Origin of the sequence: Caulobacter vibrioides OR37 (assembly GCF_000372645.1) — a bacterium.
Taxonomy (GTDB): Bacteria; Pseudomonadota; Alphaproteobacteria; order Caulobacterales; family Caulobacteraceae; genus Caulobacter; species Caulobacter vibrioides_E.
In genome coordinates this window covers 77,715-97,874 of the sequence record NZ_APMP01000008.1, presented here as the reverse complement: position 1 = coordinate 97,874, position 20,160 = coordinate 77,715, and the positions used below count along the sequence as shown (strand labels likewise).

Sequence of the window (20,160 nt, the reverse complement as noted above, 5' to 3'; positions counted from 1 at the left end):
CGAGCATCTTGCTGGATTGTGTCGGCTAAGCGACGGCGCCACGAGGACGACCTGCCTATAGCTTGCAACCCTTGCCGCGAGACGGCGTTCGATTCCCATGACTGGGCCGTTAGCGACCTTGAAGAACCGCCTGCTTTCCGCCCTGCCGCCCGAAGACAGGGCTCTGCTCTCGCCGCACCTTTTCACCACGGATCTCGAAAAGGGTCGCCTGCTGTGCGACCCCGGCGACCCTATCGAACAGGTCTATTTCCCAAACGACTGCGTCATCTCGCTGATGACCTTGATGGAGAACGGCGCGGCGATCGAGTCGGCCACGATCGGCCGCGAGGGCGCGATGGGCCTGATGGCGGCCGCGGCCCCGCGCGCGTCGCTGAGCCGGGCGATCGTCCAGGCGCCCGGGTCGGCCCTGCGCATCGGCGCGGCCGCGCTGCATGACGTCTGGAAGCGGAGCGCCGCCCTGCGCGACCTGGTCGATCGCCATAACGAGGCCCTGTTCGGCCACGCGATCCAGTCGGTGGCCTGCAACGCCCTGCACGCCGTCGAGGCGCGCTTCTGCCGCTGGCTGCTGGGCTGTCACGACCGGATCGACAGCAACACGGTCAACCTGACCCAGGAGTTCCTGGCCGACATGCTGGGCGTCCAGCGCACCACGGTGACCGCGGTGGCCGGCTCGCTGAAAGGCAAGGGGCTGATCCGCTACCGGCGCGGCGTGGTCGATATCCTGGACCGCCCCGGCCTCGAGGCCATGGCCTGCGAGTGCTACGGCGCGGTCCGCAGAGGCTACGAGCGGCTGCTGCCGGCGTCCTTCACGAGACTCTAGCGACGACGCGCGGGGGCCGGCGCGTGGGCCAGGCGTAGCAGGTTGGCCGCGCCAGGCGCGCCGAACGGCGTGCCGGCCACGACCAGCAGGCGCTCGCCCGGCGCCACCAGCCCCAGGTCCAGCGCCTTGCTCGAGGCGTCGGTGGTGACGACCTCCAGGCTGTCGGGCTGGGCGCTGACCCGGGGCTCGACGCCCCAGACCAGGGCCATGCGGCGCACCGCGTCGATATTGGGCGACAGGGCCAGCACCGGCTGCAGCGGCCGTTCCCGAGACAGGCGCCGCGCGGTGGCGCCGGTGGTGGTGAAGGCCACCAGGCATTTTGTCGAGCCGGCCTTGGCCGCGCCAGCGGCGGCGACCACCAGCACGTCGGCGTCGACGTCGTCGTGCACCTGCTCGGCCTGCATCAGCTCGGGCCAGCGCGGGTCGCGCTCCACCCGTTCGATGATGCGGTTCATCATCGACACCGACTCGATCGGATAATCGCCGGCCGCCGATTCCGCCGACAGCATCACCGCGTCCGCGCCCTCATAGACGGCGTTGGCCACGTCGGAGGCCTCGGCGCGGGTCGGGGTGGGCGAGCTGATCATCGACTCCAGCATCTGGGTGGCGACGATCACCGGAATGCCGCGCTCGCGGGCCGCGCGCAGAATGCCCTTCTGGGCCACGGGCACTTCCTCGGGCGCCATCTCGACGCCAAGGTCGCCGCGGGCCACCATGACGCCGTCGCAGAGGTCGAGGATCGGACCCAGCACCTTCAGCGCCTGGGGCTTTTCGATCTTGGCCAGCACGGCGGCGCGCCCTTCGACGATGCGACGCAGTTCGGCCATGTCCTCGGGGGCCTGGACGAATGACAACGCGACCCAGTCGACGCCGAGACGCAGGGCGAAGGCCAGGTCCTCGCGGTCCTTGGCCGTCAGGGGCGACATCGGGATGACGACGTCCGGAACGGCCACACCCTTGCGCTCGGAGAGCTTGCCGCCGTTGACCACGGTGGTCTCGGCATAGCCCGGCCCGGCGTCGGTCACGGTCATGCGCAGCTTGCCGTCGTCCAGCAAAAGGGTCGCGCCGGGCCGCATGGCGGTCAGGATTTCCGGATGCGGCAGGTGCACCCGGGTCTCGTCGCCCGGCGTCGGATCGTCGTCGAAGCGGAAGGCCTGCCCCGGCTTCAGCATGACCGGGCCGTCCTTGAACTTGCCGACGCGCAGCTTTGGCCCCTGCAGGTCCGCCAGGATGCCCAGCGGACGTCCAACCACGGCCTCGGCCTCGCGGATGGCGGCATAGACGGCGGCGTGGGTCTCGTGCGCGCCGTGACTGAAGTTCAGACGGAAGACGTCCGCCCCGGCCTTGGCCAGGGCGACGATCATCTCGGGTGAACTGGAGGCCGGACCGATCGTGGCGACGATGCGGGAGCGACGGGCGCGGATCATGCCGTCGCTCCTTCTTTTCGTGTCAGGCGGGCTTTTTGCGTCAGGTGGGCGGGCAGACGGCGTCGCCCTCGTTGGACGCCAAGCGGATTTCCGTGAACGTCAGGGTCATGCGCCCCGAGCTGGATAGCGTGAAGGGGGACGAAACATGCGTCATGTCCGCGCCCTTGGCCTTGAAGCAGGAAAGTTTGATCTTGGCCGTACGCCATTCGCCGATTTTCGCACCTGACAACGTTGACGTTACGTCTACCGCCGCCCCGCAGGATTCGCCACAGGCCAGCGCCAGGGAAACGGGCTTATCCGGCGAAGCGTCCACACGGAATTTGATCGAGATCGCCATGTCGCCGGTGGTCTGCCGCGACAGATCCGCCGGCGGCCCGACGACGCCGAGGGCGCCGTTCCCCTCGCCGCTCCAGACGGCTTGCCGCGCGTTTTCCTGGGCCCCAGCGTCCAGGGTCTTCAGCGCCACGGCCCCGGCGGCGTTCAGCGTCCAGGGCGCGGGGACCCGTCCCGCCACGAAGTAGCGATCGACATTGACCGCCGCCGACACCGCGCCGGGATCCTCGGACAGCGTCCCGACCTTGCCCGGCCTGGCGTAGCCGAGGCCATAGCCATAGGCGAACTGGGGGTCATAGCCGGGGTCGCCGACATTGATCGGCTCCTGGTCGGCGCGCTTGGGCCAGCTGTACGATAGACGTCCCTGGAAATCGTGGCGCGGCCTGCCGGCCTTGTCGCCGATCAGCACATCGGCGATCCCGCCCCCCTCGCTGCCGGGCAGCCAGGCCGCGACGAAGGCGTCCGAGGCGTTGATTTCCGGGTTGGTCCACAGCGGCCGGCCGCTGATGAACACCGACACCACCGGAATGCCCGCCGCCTTCAACCGCTTCAGCAGGGCCAGGTCGCGCTTGTCGCCGGGCTGATATTCGACATTGGTCAGATCGCCCTGGAATTCGGCGTAGGGGTTCTCGCCGAAGACGACGATGGCGACGTCGGGCTTGACCTTGAACGCCCCATCCACCGCCAGTTCGGCGCTGCCCCCGCCGGCCTTTACCGCCTCGGCGATGCCGGCATAGATCGACTGACCGTGCGGGAAGTCGCTGTTCTTGTTGCCCGTGCCCTGCCAGGTCAGGGTCCAGCCGCCCGACGCCTTGCCGATGTCGTCGGCTCCGTCGCCGGCCACCAGCACGCGGGCCGAGCTCTTGACCGGCAGGACGCCGTTGTTCTTCAGCAGAACGAGCGACTTGCGCACCGCTTCGCGGGCCACGGCCCGGTGCTCGGGCGCGCCCAAGAGGTCGAAGCGGCCCTCCAGCGGCCGGTTGTCGTCGAACAGACCCGCCTTGATCTTGACCCGCAACACCCGGCGCACCGCGTCGTCCAGGCGCGTCATCGGGATCGCGCCATCCTTCACCTGCGCCAGGGTGTTCTCGAACAAGCCTTTCCAGCTGTCCGGCGCCATCACCATGTCCATGCCCGCGTTCCAGGCCTGAGCGCAGTTGGTGTTGCTGCAGCCCTCGACCTGGCCGTGGGCGTTCCAGTCGCCGACCACGAAGCCCTGGAAGCCCATTCGGCCCTTCAACACGTCGGTCTGCAGGCTCTTGTTGCCGGTGTGCTTGACCCCGTTCCAGCTGGAGAACGAGACCATGACGGTCAGCACGCCCGCGTCGATGGCCGGCGGGTAGCCCTGAGCGTGCAGGCGGATCAGCTCGGTCTCGGCGATCTGGGCGTCGCCCTGGTCCTTGCCGCCCGCCGTGCCGCCATCCGCGAGAAAGTGCTTGGCCGAGCCGACTACGTGGCCAGGGGCCAGCGGCTTGCCGGCGACGAGCGCGCCCTGCAGGCCCAAGGTCATGGGCCCGGCATAGGTCTTCACCACCTCCGGATCCTCGGCGTAGCCCTCGTAGGCGCGGCCCCATCGCTCGTCGCGCGGCACGGCCACCGTGGGACCGAAAGTCCAGTCGGCGCCGGTGGCGGCCACCTCGCGGGCCGTCACCTCGCCGATGCGGCGGATCAGGTCCGGATCGCGCGCCGCGCCCAGGCCGATATTGTGCGGAAAGATCGTCGCGCCGACGATGTTGTTGTGGCCGTGCACGGCGTCGATTCCGAAGATGATCGGGATCGGCGTGTGGCCCGGACGCTTCTCCAGCGCCACGGCGCGATAGGCCTTGATCCAGTCCACCCACAGCGGCGGCGCGGCGCGATCATCGCCGCCGGGCGCGGTGTTGCCGCCGGCCTCCACGGAGCCCAGCGGATACTTGCGCAGGTCTTCCGGCGTGATCGAGGCCGCATCGGCCTGGATGGTCTGCCCGACCTTTTCCTCAAGCGTCATCCGGCTCATCAGCGCGGTAATGAAGGCCTCGGTCCGAGCGTCGGTGATCGCCGCCGGACTGGCGGCCTTGGGCCAGAGATCGGGATGGGCCAGGGCCGAAGACTTGCCCTGGGCCAAGGCCACGCCCGCAAGGCCGCCGGCGAGAACGAGAGCCAGGGCGGAGACCCGGCCGAGACGGACTGAGGACATGGTTCTTCCCAAGATGCGCCCGCGCCCGGCGGACCATGGTGGTGCGATGTCGAGAAAGGCGCTCGGCGCGGCGCTTGCGGGGGGTGACCGCGCCGAGCGAAAGAGCGGTCAGGGCCGCTTGGAGGGGATTGATCGCGCGCGAGAAGCGCGACGGACGCGGGTCCGGTCAGGCGGGGTCATGTCGTTTCCTCCCGACGCCGCCTTACCGTGGGCGACCGTCTTGATCGCCATCATGACACGATGATTGGACAGCGCTGTCAAGTATCAATGATTGCGGTAACAAGTCCACTCACGCACGCGTTTGACGGATTTGCGGCCTGGAGGCGCGTCCTATGCCGGCGCCTGGCCCGTCGACTCCCGGACCACCAGCTCGAAGTCGAGAACCTTGGACGGCGGCGGCGCGCCCTCTTCCCGCTCAACGCCATCCATCAACATGTCGGCGGCGGCGCCGGCCATGGCGAAGATCGGCTGGCGGACGGTGGTCAGCTGCGGCCAGGTGATCCGCGCGCCGGGCGTGTCGTCGAAGCCGGCGATGGACAGGGCGTTCGGAACGTCCAGGCGCAGACGGTTGGCCACGGCCATGACGCCCAGGGCCATGTCGTCGTTCGAGGCGAAGATCGCGGTCGGGCGATCCGAGCCGCCCAGCAACCGCTCGGCCGCTTCGAAGCCCGAGCGGAACGAGAACATGCCCTGCTCCACCCGCCCGTCGCGCACCGCCAGACCCGCGTCGCGCATCGCGTCGAGAAAGCCCTGGTGACGCAGGCGCGAGGCCCCGTGGTCGGGGTGTCCGATGATGAAGCCGATGTCGCGGTGACCCAGGTCGATCAGATGCTTGGTCATCTCGTAGGCGGCCAGGCGGTCATCCATGCTGACCCACGGCGCGCGGTCGATATCCCCGCCTGGCGCGATGCGGACATAGGACACGCCCTCTCGCTCCAGCGCGGACAGCACCACCGGATGGTCGCTGAGCGGCGGGGTCAGGATCACCCCGTCCATGCGCAGCGTCGCCAGCATCGGCGCGACCTGGTCCTCGACGTCCGCCGTCGAGTCGATCGGCTCGACGATCAGGTGATAGCCCTCCTGCCGGCAGCGCGCGATCGCGCCCAGCTGCACGTCGGTGACGTAGCCGGGGCTGGGGTTGTCGAAGAAGACGCCGATCAGATAAGCCTTCGAGCCCGCCAGGCTGCGGGCCGAGATGTTGGGACGATAGTTCAAGGCCGCCACGGCCGCCTGGACCCGGTCGCGCGTATCGGCCTTGACGTTGGGCTCGCGATTAAGCACCCGCGAAACGGTCTTGATCGAAACTCCGCTTTCGCGGGCGACATCATGGATCGTGACTTTGGCGCTCAATTCCGTCCCTCGACGCCCCGATTCGACCGGGTTCGCGTTACTAAGCCATGACAACCTTGTCATGGCGAGCCCTTCTCAAGCCCCGCCTCGAAACTGTCAAATCCGTGGGGTTGCGTGCTCGCCACGACCGGGCGAGAAGGCGTCGCCAGGGTATGTGGGGCTCTGAACGATGAAATCCGTGGGCATGTTCGCCGCGCTCGCCGTGGGCGCCTGGATCGCGCCGACGCTGGCCAGCGCCCAGCCTTCGCCGCTGGTCATGGGGCGTCTGGAGACCTATGGCCGCTTCGCGGGCGACGCGCCGTTCTGCGAGGCGGCCGGCTACAAGCGGCTGGACCCGAGCGGCGAGGCCTATCGCCAGGCCGTCGACAAGGTCGCCGACCGCGCGGGCGTCGGGGCCCAGGACGCGGAGGCCGCCGCCGCCGCCGCCCAAGCTCGGGAAAGCCAGGAGATGCAGGCCGGCCTCGACAAGGTGAAGGCCAGGTTGGCCGATCCCAGCGGCGACGCGGACCTGCGCCTGTTCGCGACCGAGGTCGCCGCCCGCTGCCACCGCGTCGCCGACGATCCTCTGGGCTCGATCCTGCTGGAACCGCCGCCGCGCAGCCGCGCCTCGTCGGTGGCTCTGCGCTATGCCGACAGCCTGCTCGAGCCGCTCGGCCGCGCGGGCTGGCAGACGCCGTTGATCAAGGCCGGCGCGGCCTTGGCCGAGGCGGCCGGCGCGTGCGAGGCGCATCTCGGCAAGGGGGCGGCGGACGCCGCCATGGCGCCGCTGCGCGAGCCGTATGTCGTGCCGCCCGACATCTACGACCAGGCCTTCGCCTATTTCGACAAGCGCCGCGCCGCCGGCCGCGCGCACCCGGAAACCGCGGCCCAATGCCGAGGCCTGATCGCCAAGCGCGCGGCGGAGTTTCGGAAGATCCCGAAGCTGAAGTAGGCTAACGCCTTATGACACCGCCGCCCTGCCCTCCGGCGTCAGGGCCACCGCCGCGCCGATCAGGGCGGTGTGCGGGTGCAGGATGACGTGGGTCGGGATCGCCTTGGTAAAGCCCGACAGACGCCCCTTGGCCTCGAAGCGCTCGCGGAACGGACTCTTTTCCAGGATGTCGATGATGCGGGGCGCGATGCCGCCAGCGACGAACACGCCGCCGCGCGCGCCCAGGGTCAGGGCGATGTCGCCCGCCGTCGAGCCCAGCACCGCGCAGAACCGGTTCACCGTGGCCAGGCTGTCGGCGCAGCCCTCGACGGCGTGTTCGGTGATCTGCTTGGCGGTCAGGGCCTCGACCTGACGTCCCTCGGCCGCGCCCAGCGCGACGTGCAGGTCTTCCATGCCCGGGCCCGACAGGATGCGCTCGACCGAGACGCGGCCGCCTTGCAGATCCTTGGTCAAGGCACACAGCACCTCGATCTCGACCTCGTCGACCGGGGCGAAGGCCACGTGACCGCCCTCGGTGGCCAGCGGGATCTCCTGACCGTGGCGACGCACGAGGCCCGCGACGCCGAAGCCGGTGCCGGGCCCGAGGATCGCCAGATCCCCCTCGCCCGAGGTCGGCAGGGGACCGATTTGGCGCAGGTCCTTGGGGCCCAAGCGCGGCGCCGCCAGGGCTTGGGCGGTGAAGTCGTTGATAAGCTTGGCGTTTCGGAAGCCGCCGGCGCGACGCAGGCTGTCTTCCGAGATCCGCCAGTCCAGGTTGGTCATGTGGACCGAGCCATGCTCGATCGGACCGGCGACGGCCACCACAGCCTGGTCCGGATGTCGGACGCCGACCTTCTGGAGATAATGCTCGATGGCGTCCTCGGCCGTGCGGTAGTCCCCGCCCCTGTAGGCCGTGGGCTCGATCAGGCGCGGGTCCTGACCGTCGAATTCGACCAGGGCGAAGCGGGCGTTGGTGCCGCCGATGTCGCCGACGAGGCCAAGCCCCCCGCTGTGATTGCCATCCATGCGTTAGCGCTTCCTCAAGCGAAGACGGACGCGCCGGCGTCGGCCGCGCCGACTCCGTTCCGCATCCATCCGAACAGTTCCCTACCAAAGCCCGGCTTGGACGCCGGAACGCTCGCTGGCGCGCGGGCGAACAGAGCCGCCTCGTCCACCAGGATTTTCAGTTCGCCGGTTTCGGCATTGACGCTGATCATGTCGCCGTCCTGGACATAGGCCAGGGGACCGCCCTTGGCGGCCTCGGGCGTCACGTGGATGGCGGCCGGGGTCTTGCCCGAGGCGCCCGACATGCGGCCGTCGGTGACCAGGGCCACCTTGTAGCCCCGATCCAGCAGCACCGAGATCGACGGCGACAGGTTGTGCAGCTCAGGCATCCCGTTGGCCGACGGCCCCTGGAAGCGGACGACCACGACGACGTCGCGGTTCAGCTCGCCGCGCTTGAAGGCGGCGATAAAGTCTTCCTGTTCCTGGAACACCGCCGCCGGAGCGGTGATGACGTGGTGCTCGGGCTTGACCGCCGAGATCTTCATGACGCCGCGGCCCAGGTTGCCGGCCATCAGGCGCAGGCCGCCCTCGGGGCTGAACGGGTCGGACGCCGGACGGACGATGGCGGTGTCTAGGCTTTCGGTCGCGCCATCGCGCCACTTCAGCGCGCCGTCCTCGAGGAACGGCTCCTGGGCGTAGAGCGACAGGCCCTGGCCGGCGATGGTCTGGACGTCCTCGTGAACCAGCCCGGCCTTCAGCAGTTCGCGGATCACGAAAGCCATGCCGCCGGCGGCCTGGAAGTGGTTCACGTCGGCCGAGCCGTTCGGATAGACGCGGGCCAGAAGCGGCGTGGCGCGCGAGATCTGATCCATGTCCTCCAGCGTCAGGATCACGCCGGCCGCGTGGGCCATGGCCACCAGGTGCAGCGCCAGATTGGTCGAGCCGCCGGTGGCCATCAGGCCGACCACGCCGTTGACGATCGACTTCTCGTCGATCATCCGGCCGACCGGCAGGAACGCATTGCCCTTGTTGGTGACGGCGGCGGCGCGACGCGCGGCTTCCTTGACCAGGGCCTCGCGCAGCGGGGTGTTGGGATGGACGAAGGCCGAGCCGGGCAGATGGAAGCCCATCAGTTCCATCAGCATCTGGTTGGTGTTGGCCGTGCCATAGAAGGTGCAGGTGCCCGGGCCGTGATAGCTGGCCTGCTCGGCTTCCAGCAGTTCGGCGCGGCCGACCTTGCCCTCGGCGTAGAGCGCGCGGATGCGGGCCTTTTCCGAGTTCGGCAGGCCCGAGGTCATCGGTCCCGCCGGCACGAACACCGCCGGCAGGTGGCTGAAGGTCAGGGCGCCGATGACGAGACCGGGCACGATCTTGTCGCAGACGCCGAGATAGAGGCCGGCGTCGAACGCGTCGTGCGACAGGGCGACGGCCGTCGCCATGGCGATCACCTCGCGCGAGAACAAGGAGAGCTCCATGCCCGGCCGGCCCTGGGTGACGCCGTCGCACATGGCCGGCACGCCGCCGGCGAACTGGGCGGTGCCCCCCACCTCGCGGGCCGCGTCCTTGATCAGGGCCGGATAGGCCTCCAGCGGCTGGTGGGCCGACAGCATATCGTTATAGGCCGAGACGATGCCGAGGTTCGGGGCGTTCGGGTCCAGCGCCCGCACCTTGTCGACGCCGGGCGAGGCGGCGAAGGCGTGGGCCCAGTTGGCGCACGACAGCTTGGCGCGGCCCGGCTGGCTCTCGATCGCGTGCTCCATGTTGGCCAGGTACGCGGCTCGGCTGTCCTTGCTGCGCGCGACGATGCGGGCCGTGACTTCGGCGATGACGGGATTGAGAGCCATGGCGATTACTCCGCCCAGAGGATGCGGACCTTGGCGCGGTCCTGGTTCAGAATGGCGGCGACCGGCAGCGCCGGATCGACGTCGCCTTCCAACAACGCGCGTTTGGCCTGACCGGTGATCAAAAGCACGATCAGATCCGTCTGGAGCAGCGCCTTGAGGGTCAGGCTGAGCCGGGGAATGTCCGGCGCCGGGTCGCCGGGCGGCACGGCCAGCACCAGCCGGTCGGACTCCGGATCCAGACCGCGCGCCAGCTCGGGATTGCCCGGAAACAGCGAGGCGACGTGGCCGTCGGGTCCCACGCCCAGCAGCACCACGCCGAACGGCGCGGCGGCGGCGACGCCGGCCTGGGCCTTCAGCGCGGCCTCCTCGTGGCCGACGCCCGCGAAGAACAGCGGCGAAAAGCCGGCCTTGGCCGCCTGGCCGGTCAGCAGGTGGCGACGCACCAGGCCCTCGTTGCTGCCGGGATCGGTCGGCGGCACCCAGCGCTCGTCGGTTAGGGTGACCATGACCTTGTCCCACGGCGCGGTCAGGGTCGAAAGGCGATCATAGACCGGCGCCGGGGTCGTGCCGCCGGTCGCCGCGAAGCCCGCGACGCCATGGACGGCCACCGCCGTGTTCAGCGCCTGGACGATCGTCGAGGCCGCCGCGTCGTAGAGCGCCTCGCGCGTCGGAAAGGATTCGATCCGGGGCTTGGGCATCGCATCAGGCCTTCCAGGACCGACCGCCGGGCGAGATCAGGCCCTGCGCCGACTGCGGCCCCCACGTGCCCGCCGCGTAGTGGGCCGGCTCGATCTTAGCCTCTTCCCAGGCGGCCGAGACGGCGTCGATGAACTTCCACGCCTGCTCGACCTCGTCCCGGCGCACGAACAGGGTGCGGTCGCCGCGGAAGGCGTCCAGGAACAGCTTCTCATAGGCGATCCGGCGGCGACCGCCGCTCTGGCCGAACGACAGCGACAGCGGCAGCGACTGCAGGCGCATTCCCTCCTCGGAAAGGCCGGGGCGCTTGTTCATGATCGTCAGCGAGATGTCCTCGTCCGGTTGCAGGTCGATGACCAGACGGTTGGCGCACAGCTCGCCGTCGGTGGCGGGCCCGAAGATATTGTGCGGCAGAGGCTTGAACTGCACGACGATCTGGGTGCGGCGGTCAGGCAGGTTCTTGCCGGTGCGCAGGAAGAACGGCACGCCGTCCCAGCGCCAGTTGTCGATCGCCACCTTCATGGCCACGAAGGTCTCGGTCTTGGTGGGCTTGCCGACTTCATCGACATAGCCGACGCGCGCGGCGCCCTCGACCACGCCGGCCACGTACTGGCCGCGCACGGTGTCGTGGGCCACCGTCTCCTTGGTGAACGGGCGCAGCGACCGCAGCACCTTGACCTTCTCGTCGCGCACCGCGTCGGGATCGAAGCCCGATGGGGCCTCCATGGCGACGAGGCAGAGCAGTTGCAGCATGTGGTTCTGCACCATGTCCCGAAGCGCGCCGTACTCGTCGTAATAGGGCCAACGGTCGCCGACCTTCTCGGTCTCGGCGATGGTGATCTGCACGTGGTCGATCGTGTTGCGATCCCACAAGGGCTCGAACAGCACGTTGGCGAAGCGCAGGGCGGTCAGGTTCTGGACGGTTTCCTTGCCCAGATAGTGGTCGATGCGGAAAACTTGGCTCTCGTCGACCACGGCGGCCACGGCGGCGTTGGTGGCGCGCGAGCTTTCCAGGTCGCGGCCCAGCGGCTTTTCCAGGATCAGGCGCGTCTTGGGCCCGGTCAGACCCGCCGCCTGAAGCGCCTGGCAGGCCGGGCCATACAGGCTGGGCGACAGCGAGAAGAAGATAACCAGATCGCCATGCGCGCCAATGCGTTCGGCCAACTTCTTGGTGTCGTCCTCGCTGGTGATGTTGGCGGGCACGTAGTCGAGACGGGCGGCCAGGCGGTTCCAGACCGCCTCCTCGACCGTCGCGCGCTTGCCCAGCTGCTCGCGGACAAGAGCCTTGTAGCTGGCGGCGTCATGGTCGGCGCGCGCCACCCCGATGATCCGCAGGTCATGGGGCAGCAGACGGTCAAGTTCGAGGAAATAGAGGGAAGGCAGCAGCATCCGCAGGGCCAGATCGCCCGCGCCGCCGAGCAGCACCAACACCTCGCGGCCGGTCTCGCCGCCTTCGTTTTTCTTAGCCAATGTCTTCCACCCTATGACAACGTTGTCATGACATGCCCGCGGCAGAAAGGCAAGCGTCCAGGGAACGCGTCCCTGGCCACGGGCCACACATGGGAGTTCGGGCGGCCCTAACTAGGATAAACGCCCGGACGCCGCCACAGGACCAATCGCCTTTTGCGAGGTGTTTTCGCGCTTCGAGCAGCCCATTCCAGGGCGCCTCGTGCCTCGAACCGGCTTTCAAACCGTTGTTTGAGGAAATCCCCTGCCCTATTTGCTCGCGCGGGCGGGCGAGCCGGCGGGTTGACCGGTGCGGAACTTGTCCTTCATGCGCCCGACCCAGCCGTTGAAGGCTTCATTGTCGGCGGTCACGCGGCTGAAGTCCGAAGGCGACAGCGACTCGATATTCACCCCCTGCAACGCCACGCGCAGGCCGTCGGGATTGCCGGCGCCCTCGACGAAGCCGGACCAGCGCTGGCGAAGCCGCGCGAGCGCCGCGTTGTCGTCGGCCAGGCTGTAGGCGACGCCGGCGCGCAGCAGCCGGGCCTCGTCGCCGGGGCTCAGAGCGCCCGGGGTCTTGAAACGATCGCCCAGCGCCTTCTCGTACAGCGCCCCGGCCAAGGGCCAGCTGTGCTGCTTCCAGGCGATCTCGGCGCGGATCTCCTGGCCGTCCTTGCTGGGGTCCTTCTCGACCAGATCCAGCGCGGCGTCATAGCGCCCCAGGCCCATCAGGGCGCGGGCCGAGGCCAGACGGCGCTCGGCGTTCAGAGCCGGCGGCAGGATGGTCGTGCGCGTCGCGTTGATCGCGTCCAGCGCATCCTCCGGCTTCTTGTTCATCAGGTAGATCCAGGCCAGGTCGGTGGCGACCTGAGCCTTGGGCACGCCGTTCAAGCGGTTGTCGACCTGGTATTTCAAGAGCTTGGCCGCATCGTCCAGAAGATCGACATCGACCAGGCGACGCACAAGATTGCGGACCATCTGGTCGCCGTCGGCGCCGATCGGCGTCAGGTCCTGGAAGTCATAGAACAGACCCACCGCCTGCACAGGCTGCATCCCGTCGGCCAGGCCCTGCAGGAACAGCTGCCGGAAGGTGTTGGAAAGGTCGTTCTGCAACGCCACCGCTTCCGGTCGGTCGGGCAGTTGCCGGCCGGCCGAGCGCAACACTTCCAGCGCCTCGCGATAGCGGCCCTGGTCGATATACAGCTTGCCCAGCGCCCGGATGACCTCCAGCTCCACCCCGTCGCCGCGCCAGCGATAGCGCAGCTGGTTCAGGGTGTCGGCGGCCTTGGGCGCGTTGATCTGACCGCGGGCATATTGCAGCTGGGCGGCGTGCAGTTGAGCCGGGGTCGACTGACGTTCATAGGGCGAGCGCCCTATGGCCTCGAACATCTTCTGGGCGCGGTTCTTGTCGCCCTGGGCCTCGAAGATCCGGGCCTGGGTCAGGCGGATGTCCAGCTGGTCCTCGACGGGGACCTTCGGCTGGGCCAGGGCCTTGGTCACGAACTGCATGGCGCCGGTCAGGTCGCCGACGCCGAGCGCCGCCTGGGCCTCGGCCAGGAGGAAACGGGCGCGCCAGATCGGCGGGAACAGGTCCAAAGCCCGCCCCCCATTGACGAACTTGGTTCGCGCGTCGGCGTACTGGCCCTGCTTGGTCGAGATATAGCCTCGCCACAGCGCGCTGGACGGATCGTCCGACAGCACCGGCGAGGAGAAGTCGGCGTCCGCCTCGGCCAGGCGTCCGGCCATGACCTTGGCCATGCCCCGAAGGCCCCGGAACTCGGCGTCGCCCAGCAGGGTCTGATGCTTGCGACCCGCCGCGTTGAGAACGCCGATCGCCTCGAACGACATCTGCGAGCCGACCAGGAAGCGGGCCAGGGCCATGCGAGCGCCGACGTCGCCGTCCTTGCCGTCGCCGGCCGGCGCGGCGGGGATGGCGTTCTGCAAGGCGTTGTAGCGGGCCAGGAAGCCGCCCGAACCGGTCTTGGGCCAGTTGTCCAGGTCGATCAAGGCCGGCATCGACATCGGCTGCGGCGCGCCGGCGGCCGCCTCCTCCGGCGGGGTCGAGGCCGAGATCGGCGACAGCACCAGCCCCTTGGGCCGGCCGATGCGCAGCAGGTCGCCCTGCGCCTGCACCATGAGATCCTGAGCGTAGGTTTCCAGCGCCATGCCCTGCGCCGAGGGCAGCAGGGCCATTTCGACATATTCGCGACGCGACGGCAGGCCCTTGGACGGCGCCAGGGCCGGGGCGACAATCATCTTGTCGCCGACCGCCGGGTCGTCGACCCAGACCGCCTTGGTCACGCCCGAGATCCGGGCCGACAAGGTGGCGGGGTGGACGCTCTCGTCGCGCGCCACCTTGATCACGTCGGGGGTCGCCTGCGAACCCGGCCCCAGGCTGATCTTCCAGGCGCCGCCCAGCCCTTCGGCGACATAGGGCGTCCCCGACGGCGCGACGATCCGAAGGGCGCTGTAGTCGGCGCCCTTGAACGCCTGGATCTTCGAATAGCGGATGCTGGAGGTCGGCAGTTTGCCGATGTCGATCCGGGCCGGGGTGTCGAACACGACCCAGATCGCCTCCCCCCGCCGGAAGACCGCGACGCCGGCCGGCGCCGCCCAGTCGAACGTCAGGGTGACCTGCTGGTCCTGCTTGGAAAACTCGGGACGCACGACGCCGCCGGCGGGCATCGGGTTGGGCCGACCGACCGGCGCGGCGGCGGGCGCGGCCTGGGCGGCCGGCGCCGCGCCCGGCCGGGCGAAGATGTTGACGAAGTCGACGCCGTCCGCGTTGCCCAGCCGCGCGTCGGCGTCGTCGGTCAGGGTGACGACGATCTCCAGCACGCCGTTGACGTGGCGAGCCTCGGACGACTTGACCCAGCGCGGCGGGGCGATCGTCAGCGTGGAGAGATCGGGATTGGCGTCGCGGCTGAACCGCATCACCAGCGTCTGCCCCTCGCGGTGCGAGACCATCTTCGCGCCGCCGATCCAGTGGAACTCCAGGCGCGAGAAGTCGGCTGCCTGCGCCACGCGCACGTCCAGCGCGCCGCGCGCCGCGACGGGCGGCGGGCCGGCTTGCACGGACGGCGCCAGCGTCCCCGCGATGCACGCGGCGGCGACGCTGGAGCGCAGGAGCTGGCGAAGGGTCATGGGCCTCCCTTAACCGGCCTTCTTGGGCGCGGGCTTGCCGGCCTTGGCGCCCTTGGCCTTCGCCGCGTCCGGCGCGTCGCCGGCCAGGCCCGCGTCGGCCTGCTGGGCCGGAGCGGCGGCGTTCGGCGCGGCGGCGTTGGCCGAGGCGTTGTCGGCGATGGCCGCCTTGCCCTTCTCGACGACGGGGTTGGCCATCCGCGCGGCCAGACGCTCGGTCAGGATCTTGGCCTCGTTCGGCGCCATGTTGGCCAGGATCTGCGACAGCGCGCGCTCCTTCATCTTGGCGGCGATCGGCAGGCGGACGTCGTCGGACAGCAGCGTCATCCGGGCCGCGGCGTCCTTGGGCTTCATGCCCTGATAGACGGTGACCAGGCGGTCGACCTCGGCCTGCTTCTTGGCGTCGACCTGGCCCAGCAGGCCCTGGATGTCGCCCTTCAGGCCGGTCAGGGCCTTCATCTTGGCGTCCAGCTTGGCCTCGGCGGCGGCCAGCAGCTGCAGCTGGACATCGATGTCTTGCTCGCGCTGGTCCAATTGGCCCCGCCGGGCGCCCAGGCTTTGCAAAACGCGCAGTTCGGCGGGCGAAAGACCCGCCTCCTTGGCCAAGGCGTCGGCCGAAGGGGCGCAGACGCGCGGCGGCGGCGCGTTGGCGGCGGCCGGCTGGCCCGCGCCCTCGGCAGAGGGCGCTTCCTCGCCGCCCTTCGAGTCCGCTTTGGCGTCCTTCTTCGCGTCAGGCTTGGCCACGCCCTCGGCGAAGGCCTTGGCCCCGCTCACCAGGTCCGGCAGCGACTTGGCGCCGGCGATGGCGTTGATCGCCAGGACGCCCCCGACAGCGACGCCGACCAGGGGCAGGATACGCGGAACGTTCTTCATCGGCGGGGCGCTCTGGGATTGCTTCCGGGACGCAGGCCATCGCCCGGTCCCTCGAAGAGGTCATCATCGATCCGCGCCCGTGAACGCGGGGTTTCGCGGGGCGCGCTCGGCGTCCCCAGGACGGGGCGCGCGGCCGGCGGGAGGCGGTCCTCGCGCTCCAGCAGACGCTCGAAATCCTCGGCCTTCAGGCGGCGCCGCTCGGCCAGGGCGTCGGGCTCGGGGTCGCGGAGGCCGCGCTCGGACGGCGCCGGACGCGGCGGCGCCAGCGGACCGCCGCGCGGGGACCGCTCGACGACGGGCGCGGATAGCGGCCGGTTGATCCGCTCGTCCAGCTGGGCCGCCAGGGCCTGGGCGCGTTCGATGCGCACAGCCAGGGTCTCGGCCGCCTCGTCGGTGGCCGCGCGCAGATCGGCCAGCCCCTGTTCGGCCCGCGCGGCGGCCTGGTCCAGTTCCTTGACGGCCTTGGCGAAGCCCTCGTGGCTGTCGCGCAGAGCCTTCAGGCGGCGCTCCAGACGCCAGCCAAAGGCCAGGGCCGCGATCAGCAGCACCGCCAGGAACCCGTTCATGGCGAAGGCGACGAGGCTCATTTCAGTTTCTGCACGGCCTTCTTGGCGGCCGGCGTCAGCGGCGCCTCGGCCCGGATGGCGATCGCGTGGTTGCGCCGGCCCATGCGGCCGCGCGTCAGCGGAATGGCCCCGGCGCGCAGCTCGACCAGGCTGTCGGGCGTGGCGTTCAGCATCAGGGTGTCGCCGACCTGCATGTTCAGCACGCGCGAGAGCGGCACCTGCTGCTCGTCCAGCACGGCGCGGACCTCCATCTGGGTGGTCCACAGCTCGGTGGCCAAGTGGCCTTCCCAGATGTTGTCTCGGCCGAACTTCTCGCCCATGAACTGCTGCAGCAGCATCTTCCGGATGGGCTCCAGCGTGGCGTAGGGCAGCAGGAGCTCGATGCGTCCGCCCCGGTCTTCCATGTCGATGCGCAGCTTGACCAGGATCGCCGCGTTGGCCGGCCGGGCGATGGCGGCGAAGCGCGGGTTGGTCTCCAGACGGTCCAGCGAGAAGCTGACCGGGTGCAGCGGCTCGAAGGCGCTCTTCAGATCGTGCAGCACCACCTCGATCATCCGCTGCACCAGCACGCGCTCGATCGTGGTGTAGGGCCGCCCCTCGATGCGCATCGCCGCCGTGCCGCGACGGCCGCCCAGCAGCACGTCGACGATCGAGTAGATCAGGTTGGAGTCGACCGTCAGCAGGCCGTAGTTGTCCAGCTCCTCGGCCCGGAACACCGCCAGGATCGCCGGCAGCGGGATCGAGTTCAGATAGTCGCCAAAACGGATCGAACTGATGTTGTCGAGGCTGACCTCGACGTTGTCGGAGGTGAAGTTCCGCAGGGACGTCGTCATCAACCGCACCAGGCGGTCGAAGACGATTTCCAGCATCGGCAGGCGCTCGTAGCTGACCAGCGCCGAGTTGATGATGGCGCGGATGCCGGTGCGGTCGTCGCCGCCGTCGCCCGAGAGATCGAAGCCCAGAAGACTGTCGATCTCGTCCTGGTTCAGGATGCGCTCGGAGCCCGCCTCGCCGCCGCCGTCGTCCCAGCCGCCCATGCCGCCCGAGAAGTCGCCGAACGCGTTGGTCCCCTCGCCGCCCTCGCCAAGAGCGCCCGTGGGGTTCTGCTCGGCCCATTGGGCCATCGCCGCCTGATCGTCGAGTTCGTCCGCCATGATCCTTCGCCCAACCGGCCAGAGGCCTAGTTGATCAGCATCTCCTCGATGAGGACCGCGTTCACCTTGGCCGGCGCGGCGACCAGGTTCACGCGTCGCAGCAATTCGACGCGCAGCTGGTAGGTGCCCTGCGAACCGTTCAGGTCCTCGGGGCGCAGCTCGCGCAGGAAGGTCTGGAACATGTCCTGCAGCCTGGGCAGATTCGGCGTCAAAGCATCGGCCGTATCGTGGTCCGGCAGCTCGAAGGTCAATTTCAGCTTCAGGAAGGTCGACTTGCCGTCGGCCGTCTGCATGTTCACGACGATGTCGGGCAGGGTGTAGAACACCACCCCATCGGGGCCGTCCTTGATGACCGGGACGCCGGCGCCGCCGGCGGCGCCTTCCTTGCCCTTTTCGCCTTCCTTGCCCTTCTCTTCCTTCTTTTCTTCCTTCTTCTTTTCCTTCTTTTCCTTGCCGTGCTCGCCCGCCGCCGCTTCGGGCTTGGGCTTCAGCAGGAAGAAGGCCGCGGCCCCGCCGCCGCCCAGCACCAGAACGCCCGCCGCGATGGCGATGATCAGGATCGGCGGCTTCTTCTTGGCGGGGGCTTCGCCTTCCGCGGCGCCGTCTTCGCCTTCGGGAGCGGGAGCTTCCTTTTCGGGTTTCTTGGCCACGCGCGCGGTTCCTTGGAATCTATGCCCATACACATGCGCGAGACATGGTTAACGATGTGTTTTGGCGGCCATTTGGTCGCAGGCTGAATCTGCCCGGCAGACTCCGCCCCACACCCCGGCGTTAACCTTCCTATTCATTGATTTATAAGGTGTTTTGGCGCTGGCACGAAGGTTGCTTCAAGGGTTGCGGCGCATTTGTCGCGCCAGCCGCCCGAGTTAACTCGCCATGGACAACGCGCTCTACGTGGGCCTGTCGCGTCAGATGACGCTGCGCCGCCAGCTCGACATCGTGGCCAACAACATCGCCAACGCCAACACGATCGGCTTCAAGACCGAGGACCTGATGGTCCGCACCGAGGAGGCCAAGCCGGCCAAGACCCTGGACGGGAGCTCGCCGGTCAAGTTCGTGCTGGATTCGGGCCTCGCCCGCGACTTCACGCAAGGTGCCCTGACCAAGACCGGCGGCGACCTGGACGTGGCCATCGAGGGCAAGGGCTTCTTCCGAGTCCAGACGCCGGCCGGCGAGCGCTACACCCGCGACGGCCGCTTCACGACCAACCCCGAAGGCAAGCTGGTCACCCAGGGCGGCAATTCCGTCCTGGACGAGGGCGGCGGCGAACTGACCATCGACCCGGCCCTGGGCCCGGTCTCGATCGGCAAGGACGGCACGGTCACGCAAGGCGCGGTCCGGGTCGGCAAGATCGCCGTGGTCCGCCCCGACGACCTGTCCAGCTTCGCCAAGGACGGCGACAACCTGTTTCGCAATACGTCCAACACGACCCCGCAGGTCGCGCCCGACGCCCAGGTCCAGCAGGGAATGCTGGAAGCCAGCAACGTCAACTCCGTCGTCGAGATCACCAAGCTGATCGAGGTTCAGCGCGCCTACGAGGGCGTGTCGAAGATGATGGACAACACTTCCGAACTCTCCCGCACGGCCGTCGATCGGCTGGGCAAGGTCAATTAAGGGACGCTAGCCGATGCAAGCTCTCCGCACCGCCGCCTCGGGCATGGCCGCCCAGCAGCTGAACGTCGAGGTCATCTCGAACAACATCGCCAACATGAACACCGTGGGCTTCAAGCGCCAACGGGCCGAGTTCCAGGACCTCCTGTACCAGACCTACGAGCGGGCCGGCGCCCAGTCGTCCAGCAACGGCAACATTGTCCCGACCGGCGTTCAGGTCGGCGGCGGCGTCAAGGCCGGCTCGGTCTATCGGATCACCGAGCAGGGTACCCCGACCCTGACCAACAACCCGCTGGACGTCGCCATCCAGGGCAAGGGTTACCTGCCGATCCTGCTGCCCTCGGGCGAGACGGCCTATACGCGCGCCGGCAACTTCTCGACCAACGACCAGGGCCAGGTGGTCACCGAGGACGGCTACGTCGTCCAGCCGGGCATCACCATTCCGCAGAACGCCACCGGCATCACGATCAGCAAGACCGGCCTGGTGCAGGTCACGCTGGACGGCCAACCCGCGCCGCAGACCGTCGGCCAGCTGCAACTGGCCAACTTCATGAACGAGGGCGGGCTGGAAGCGATCGGCGACAACCTGTTCCTGGAAACGGGCGGTTCGGGCGCGGCCAACCTGGCGGCGCCGGGCCAGCCGGGTTTCGGGACCCTGCTGCAGAACTACACCGAAGCCTCGAACGTCGACTCGGTCTCGGAAATCACCGCCCTGATCACGGCCCAGCGCGCCTACGAGATGAACTCGAAGGTGATCACCACGGCCGATCAGATGCTGCAAACCACCTCGCAGATGAGGTCGTAAGCT

At 69.0% G+C, this 20,160-nt stretch carries 16 protein-coding genes; 4 read left to right on the top strand and 12 right to left on the bottom strand.

The genetic code is table 11. The annotated features are described in order from the left end of the window. Window positions 1-97 precede the first annotated feature (97 nt). Window positions 98-820 (top strand): Crp/Fnr family transcriptional regulator, encoded by a 723-nt coding sequence (locus tag OR37_RS09105; RefSeq protein ID WP_004618471.1) that lies wholly within the window; start codon window positions 98-100, stop codon window positions 818-820. Here the strand turns inward: OR37_RS09105 and pyk are convergent. The 3 genes from pyk to OR37_RS09085 form a co-directional block, all read right to left on the bottom strand. After that, window positions 817-2,247 (bottom strand): pyruvate kinase, encoded by a 1,431-nt coding sequence (gene pyk, locus OR37_RS09100; RefSeq protein WP_004618469.1) that lies wholly within the window; start codon window positions 2,245-2,247, stop codon window positions 817-819. The genes OR37_RS09105 and pyk overlap by 4 nt on opposite strands. Before the next feature lie 40 nt (window positions 2,248-2,287). Continuing rightward, on the bottom strand, window positions 2,288-4,756 hold the full coding sequence (locus OR37_RS09095; protein ID WP_004618467.1) for a glycoside hydrolase family 3 protein: 2,469 nt from the start codon (window positions 4,754-4,756) through the stop codon (window positions 2,288-2,290). Window positions 4,757-5,086: 330 nt separating this feature from the next. After that, entirely contained in the window at window positions 5,087-6,106 is a 1,020-nt protein-coding gene (locus OR37_RS09085; protein ID WP_004618465.1) for a LacI family DNA-binding transcriptional regulator, read from the bottom strand. 184 nt (window positions 6,107-6,290) lie between these two features. Here OR37_RS09085 and OR37_RS09080 point away from each other — a divergent pair, with 184 nt between their 5' ends. After that, entirely contained in the window at window positions 6,291-7,037 is a 747-nt protein-coding gene (locus OR37_RS09080; RefSeq protein WP_235046560.1) for a hypothetical protein, read from the top strand. 9 nt (window positions 7,038-7,046) lie between these two features. On the opposite strand, the gene glk is transcribed toward OR37_RS09080, so the two are convergent. The 9 genes from glk to fliL form a co-directional block, all read right to left on the bottom strand. Then, window positions 7,047-8,042 (bottom strand): glucokinase, encoded by a 996-nt coding sequence (glk, locus tag OR37_RS09075; protein WP_004618461.1) that lies wholly within the window; start codon window positions 8,040-8,042, stop codon window positions 7,047-7,049. Window positions 8,043-8,056: 14 nt separating this feature from the next. Continuing rightward, window positions 8,057-9,865 carry a phosphogluconate dehydratase gene (gene edd, locus OR37_RS09070; protein WP_004618459.1) on the bottom strand — a complete coding sequence of 603 codons (1,809 nt, stop codon included), beginning with the start codon at window positions 9,863-9,865 and terminating at the stop codon, window positions 8,057-8,059. 5 nt (window positions 9,866-9,870) lie between these two features. Then, window positions 9,871-10,563, bottom strand: coding sequence for a 6-phosphogluconolactonase (gene pgl / locus OR37_RS09065; RefSeq protein WP_004618458.1), 693 nt, complete (start codon window positions 10,561-10,563; stop codon window positions 9,871-9,873). A 4-nt stretch (window positions 10,564-10,567) separates the two neighbouring features. Beyond that, a complete protein-coding gene (zwf, locus tag OR37_RS09060) occupies window positions 10,568-12,031 on the bottom strand; it encodes a glucose-6-phosphate dehydrogenase (protein WP_004618456.1) in 1,464 nt (487 codons plus the stop codon). A gap of 246 nt (window positions 12,032-12,277) precedes the next feature. Further along, window positions 12,278-15,151 (bottom strand): tetratricopeptide repeat protein, encoded by a 2,874-nt coding sequence (locus OR37_RS09055; protein ID WP_004618454.1) that lies wholly within the window; start codon window positions 15,149-15,151, stop codon window positions 12,278-12,280. Between the two features lie 9 nt (window positions 15,152-15,160). Further along, complete coding sequence (locus OR37_RS09050; protein WP_004618451.1) at window positions 15,161-16,021, bottom strand: MotE family protein; 861 nt, start codon at window positions 16,019-16,021, stop codon at window positions 15,161-15,163. After that, entirely contained in the window at window positions 16,018-16,608 is a 591-nt protein-coding gene (locus OR37_RS09045) for a DUF6468 domain-containing protein (protein ID WP_004618450.1), read from the bottom strand. Before OR37_RS09045 ends, OR37_RS09050 begins: the two co-directional genes overlap by 4 nt. Then, on the bottom strand, window positions 16,605-17,741 hold the full coding sequence (fliM, locus tag OR37_RS09040; protein ID WP_035017130.1) for a flagellar motor switch protein FliM: 1,137 nt from the start codon (window positions 17,739-17,741) through the stop codon (window positions 16,605-16,607). The genes OR37_RS09045 and fliM overlap by 4 nt, the downstream gene beginning before the upstream one ends. 26 nt (window positions 17,742-17,767) lie before the next feature. Further along, the gene (gene fliL / locus OR37_RS09035; protein ID WP_004618447.1) at window positions 17,768-18,391 is read right to left on the bottom strand and encodes a flagellar basal body-associated protein FliL; all 624 of its coding nucleotides are present in this window, start codon (window positions 18,389-18,391) and stop codon (window positions 17,768-17,770) included. Between the two features lie 226 nt (window positions 18,392-18,617). Here fliL and flgF point away from each other — a divergent pair, with 226 nt between their 5' ends. Beyond that, window positions 18,618-19,355: a flagellar basal-body rod protein FlgF gene (flgF, locus tag OR37_RS09030; protein WP_004618446.1), complete on the top strand. Its 738-nt coding sequence runs from the start codon at window positions 18,618-18,620 to the stop codon at window positions 19,353-19,355. A gap of 13 nt (window positions 19,356-19,368) precedes the next feature. Then, entirely contained in the window at window positions 19,369-20,157 is a 789-nt protein-coding gene (gene flgG, locus OR37_RS09025) for a flagellar basal-body rod protein FlgG (protein ID WP_004618443.1), read from the top strand. Window positions 20,158-20,160 lie beyond the last annotated feature (3 nt).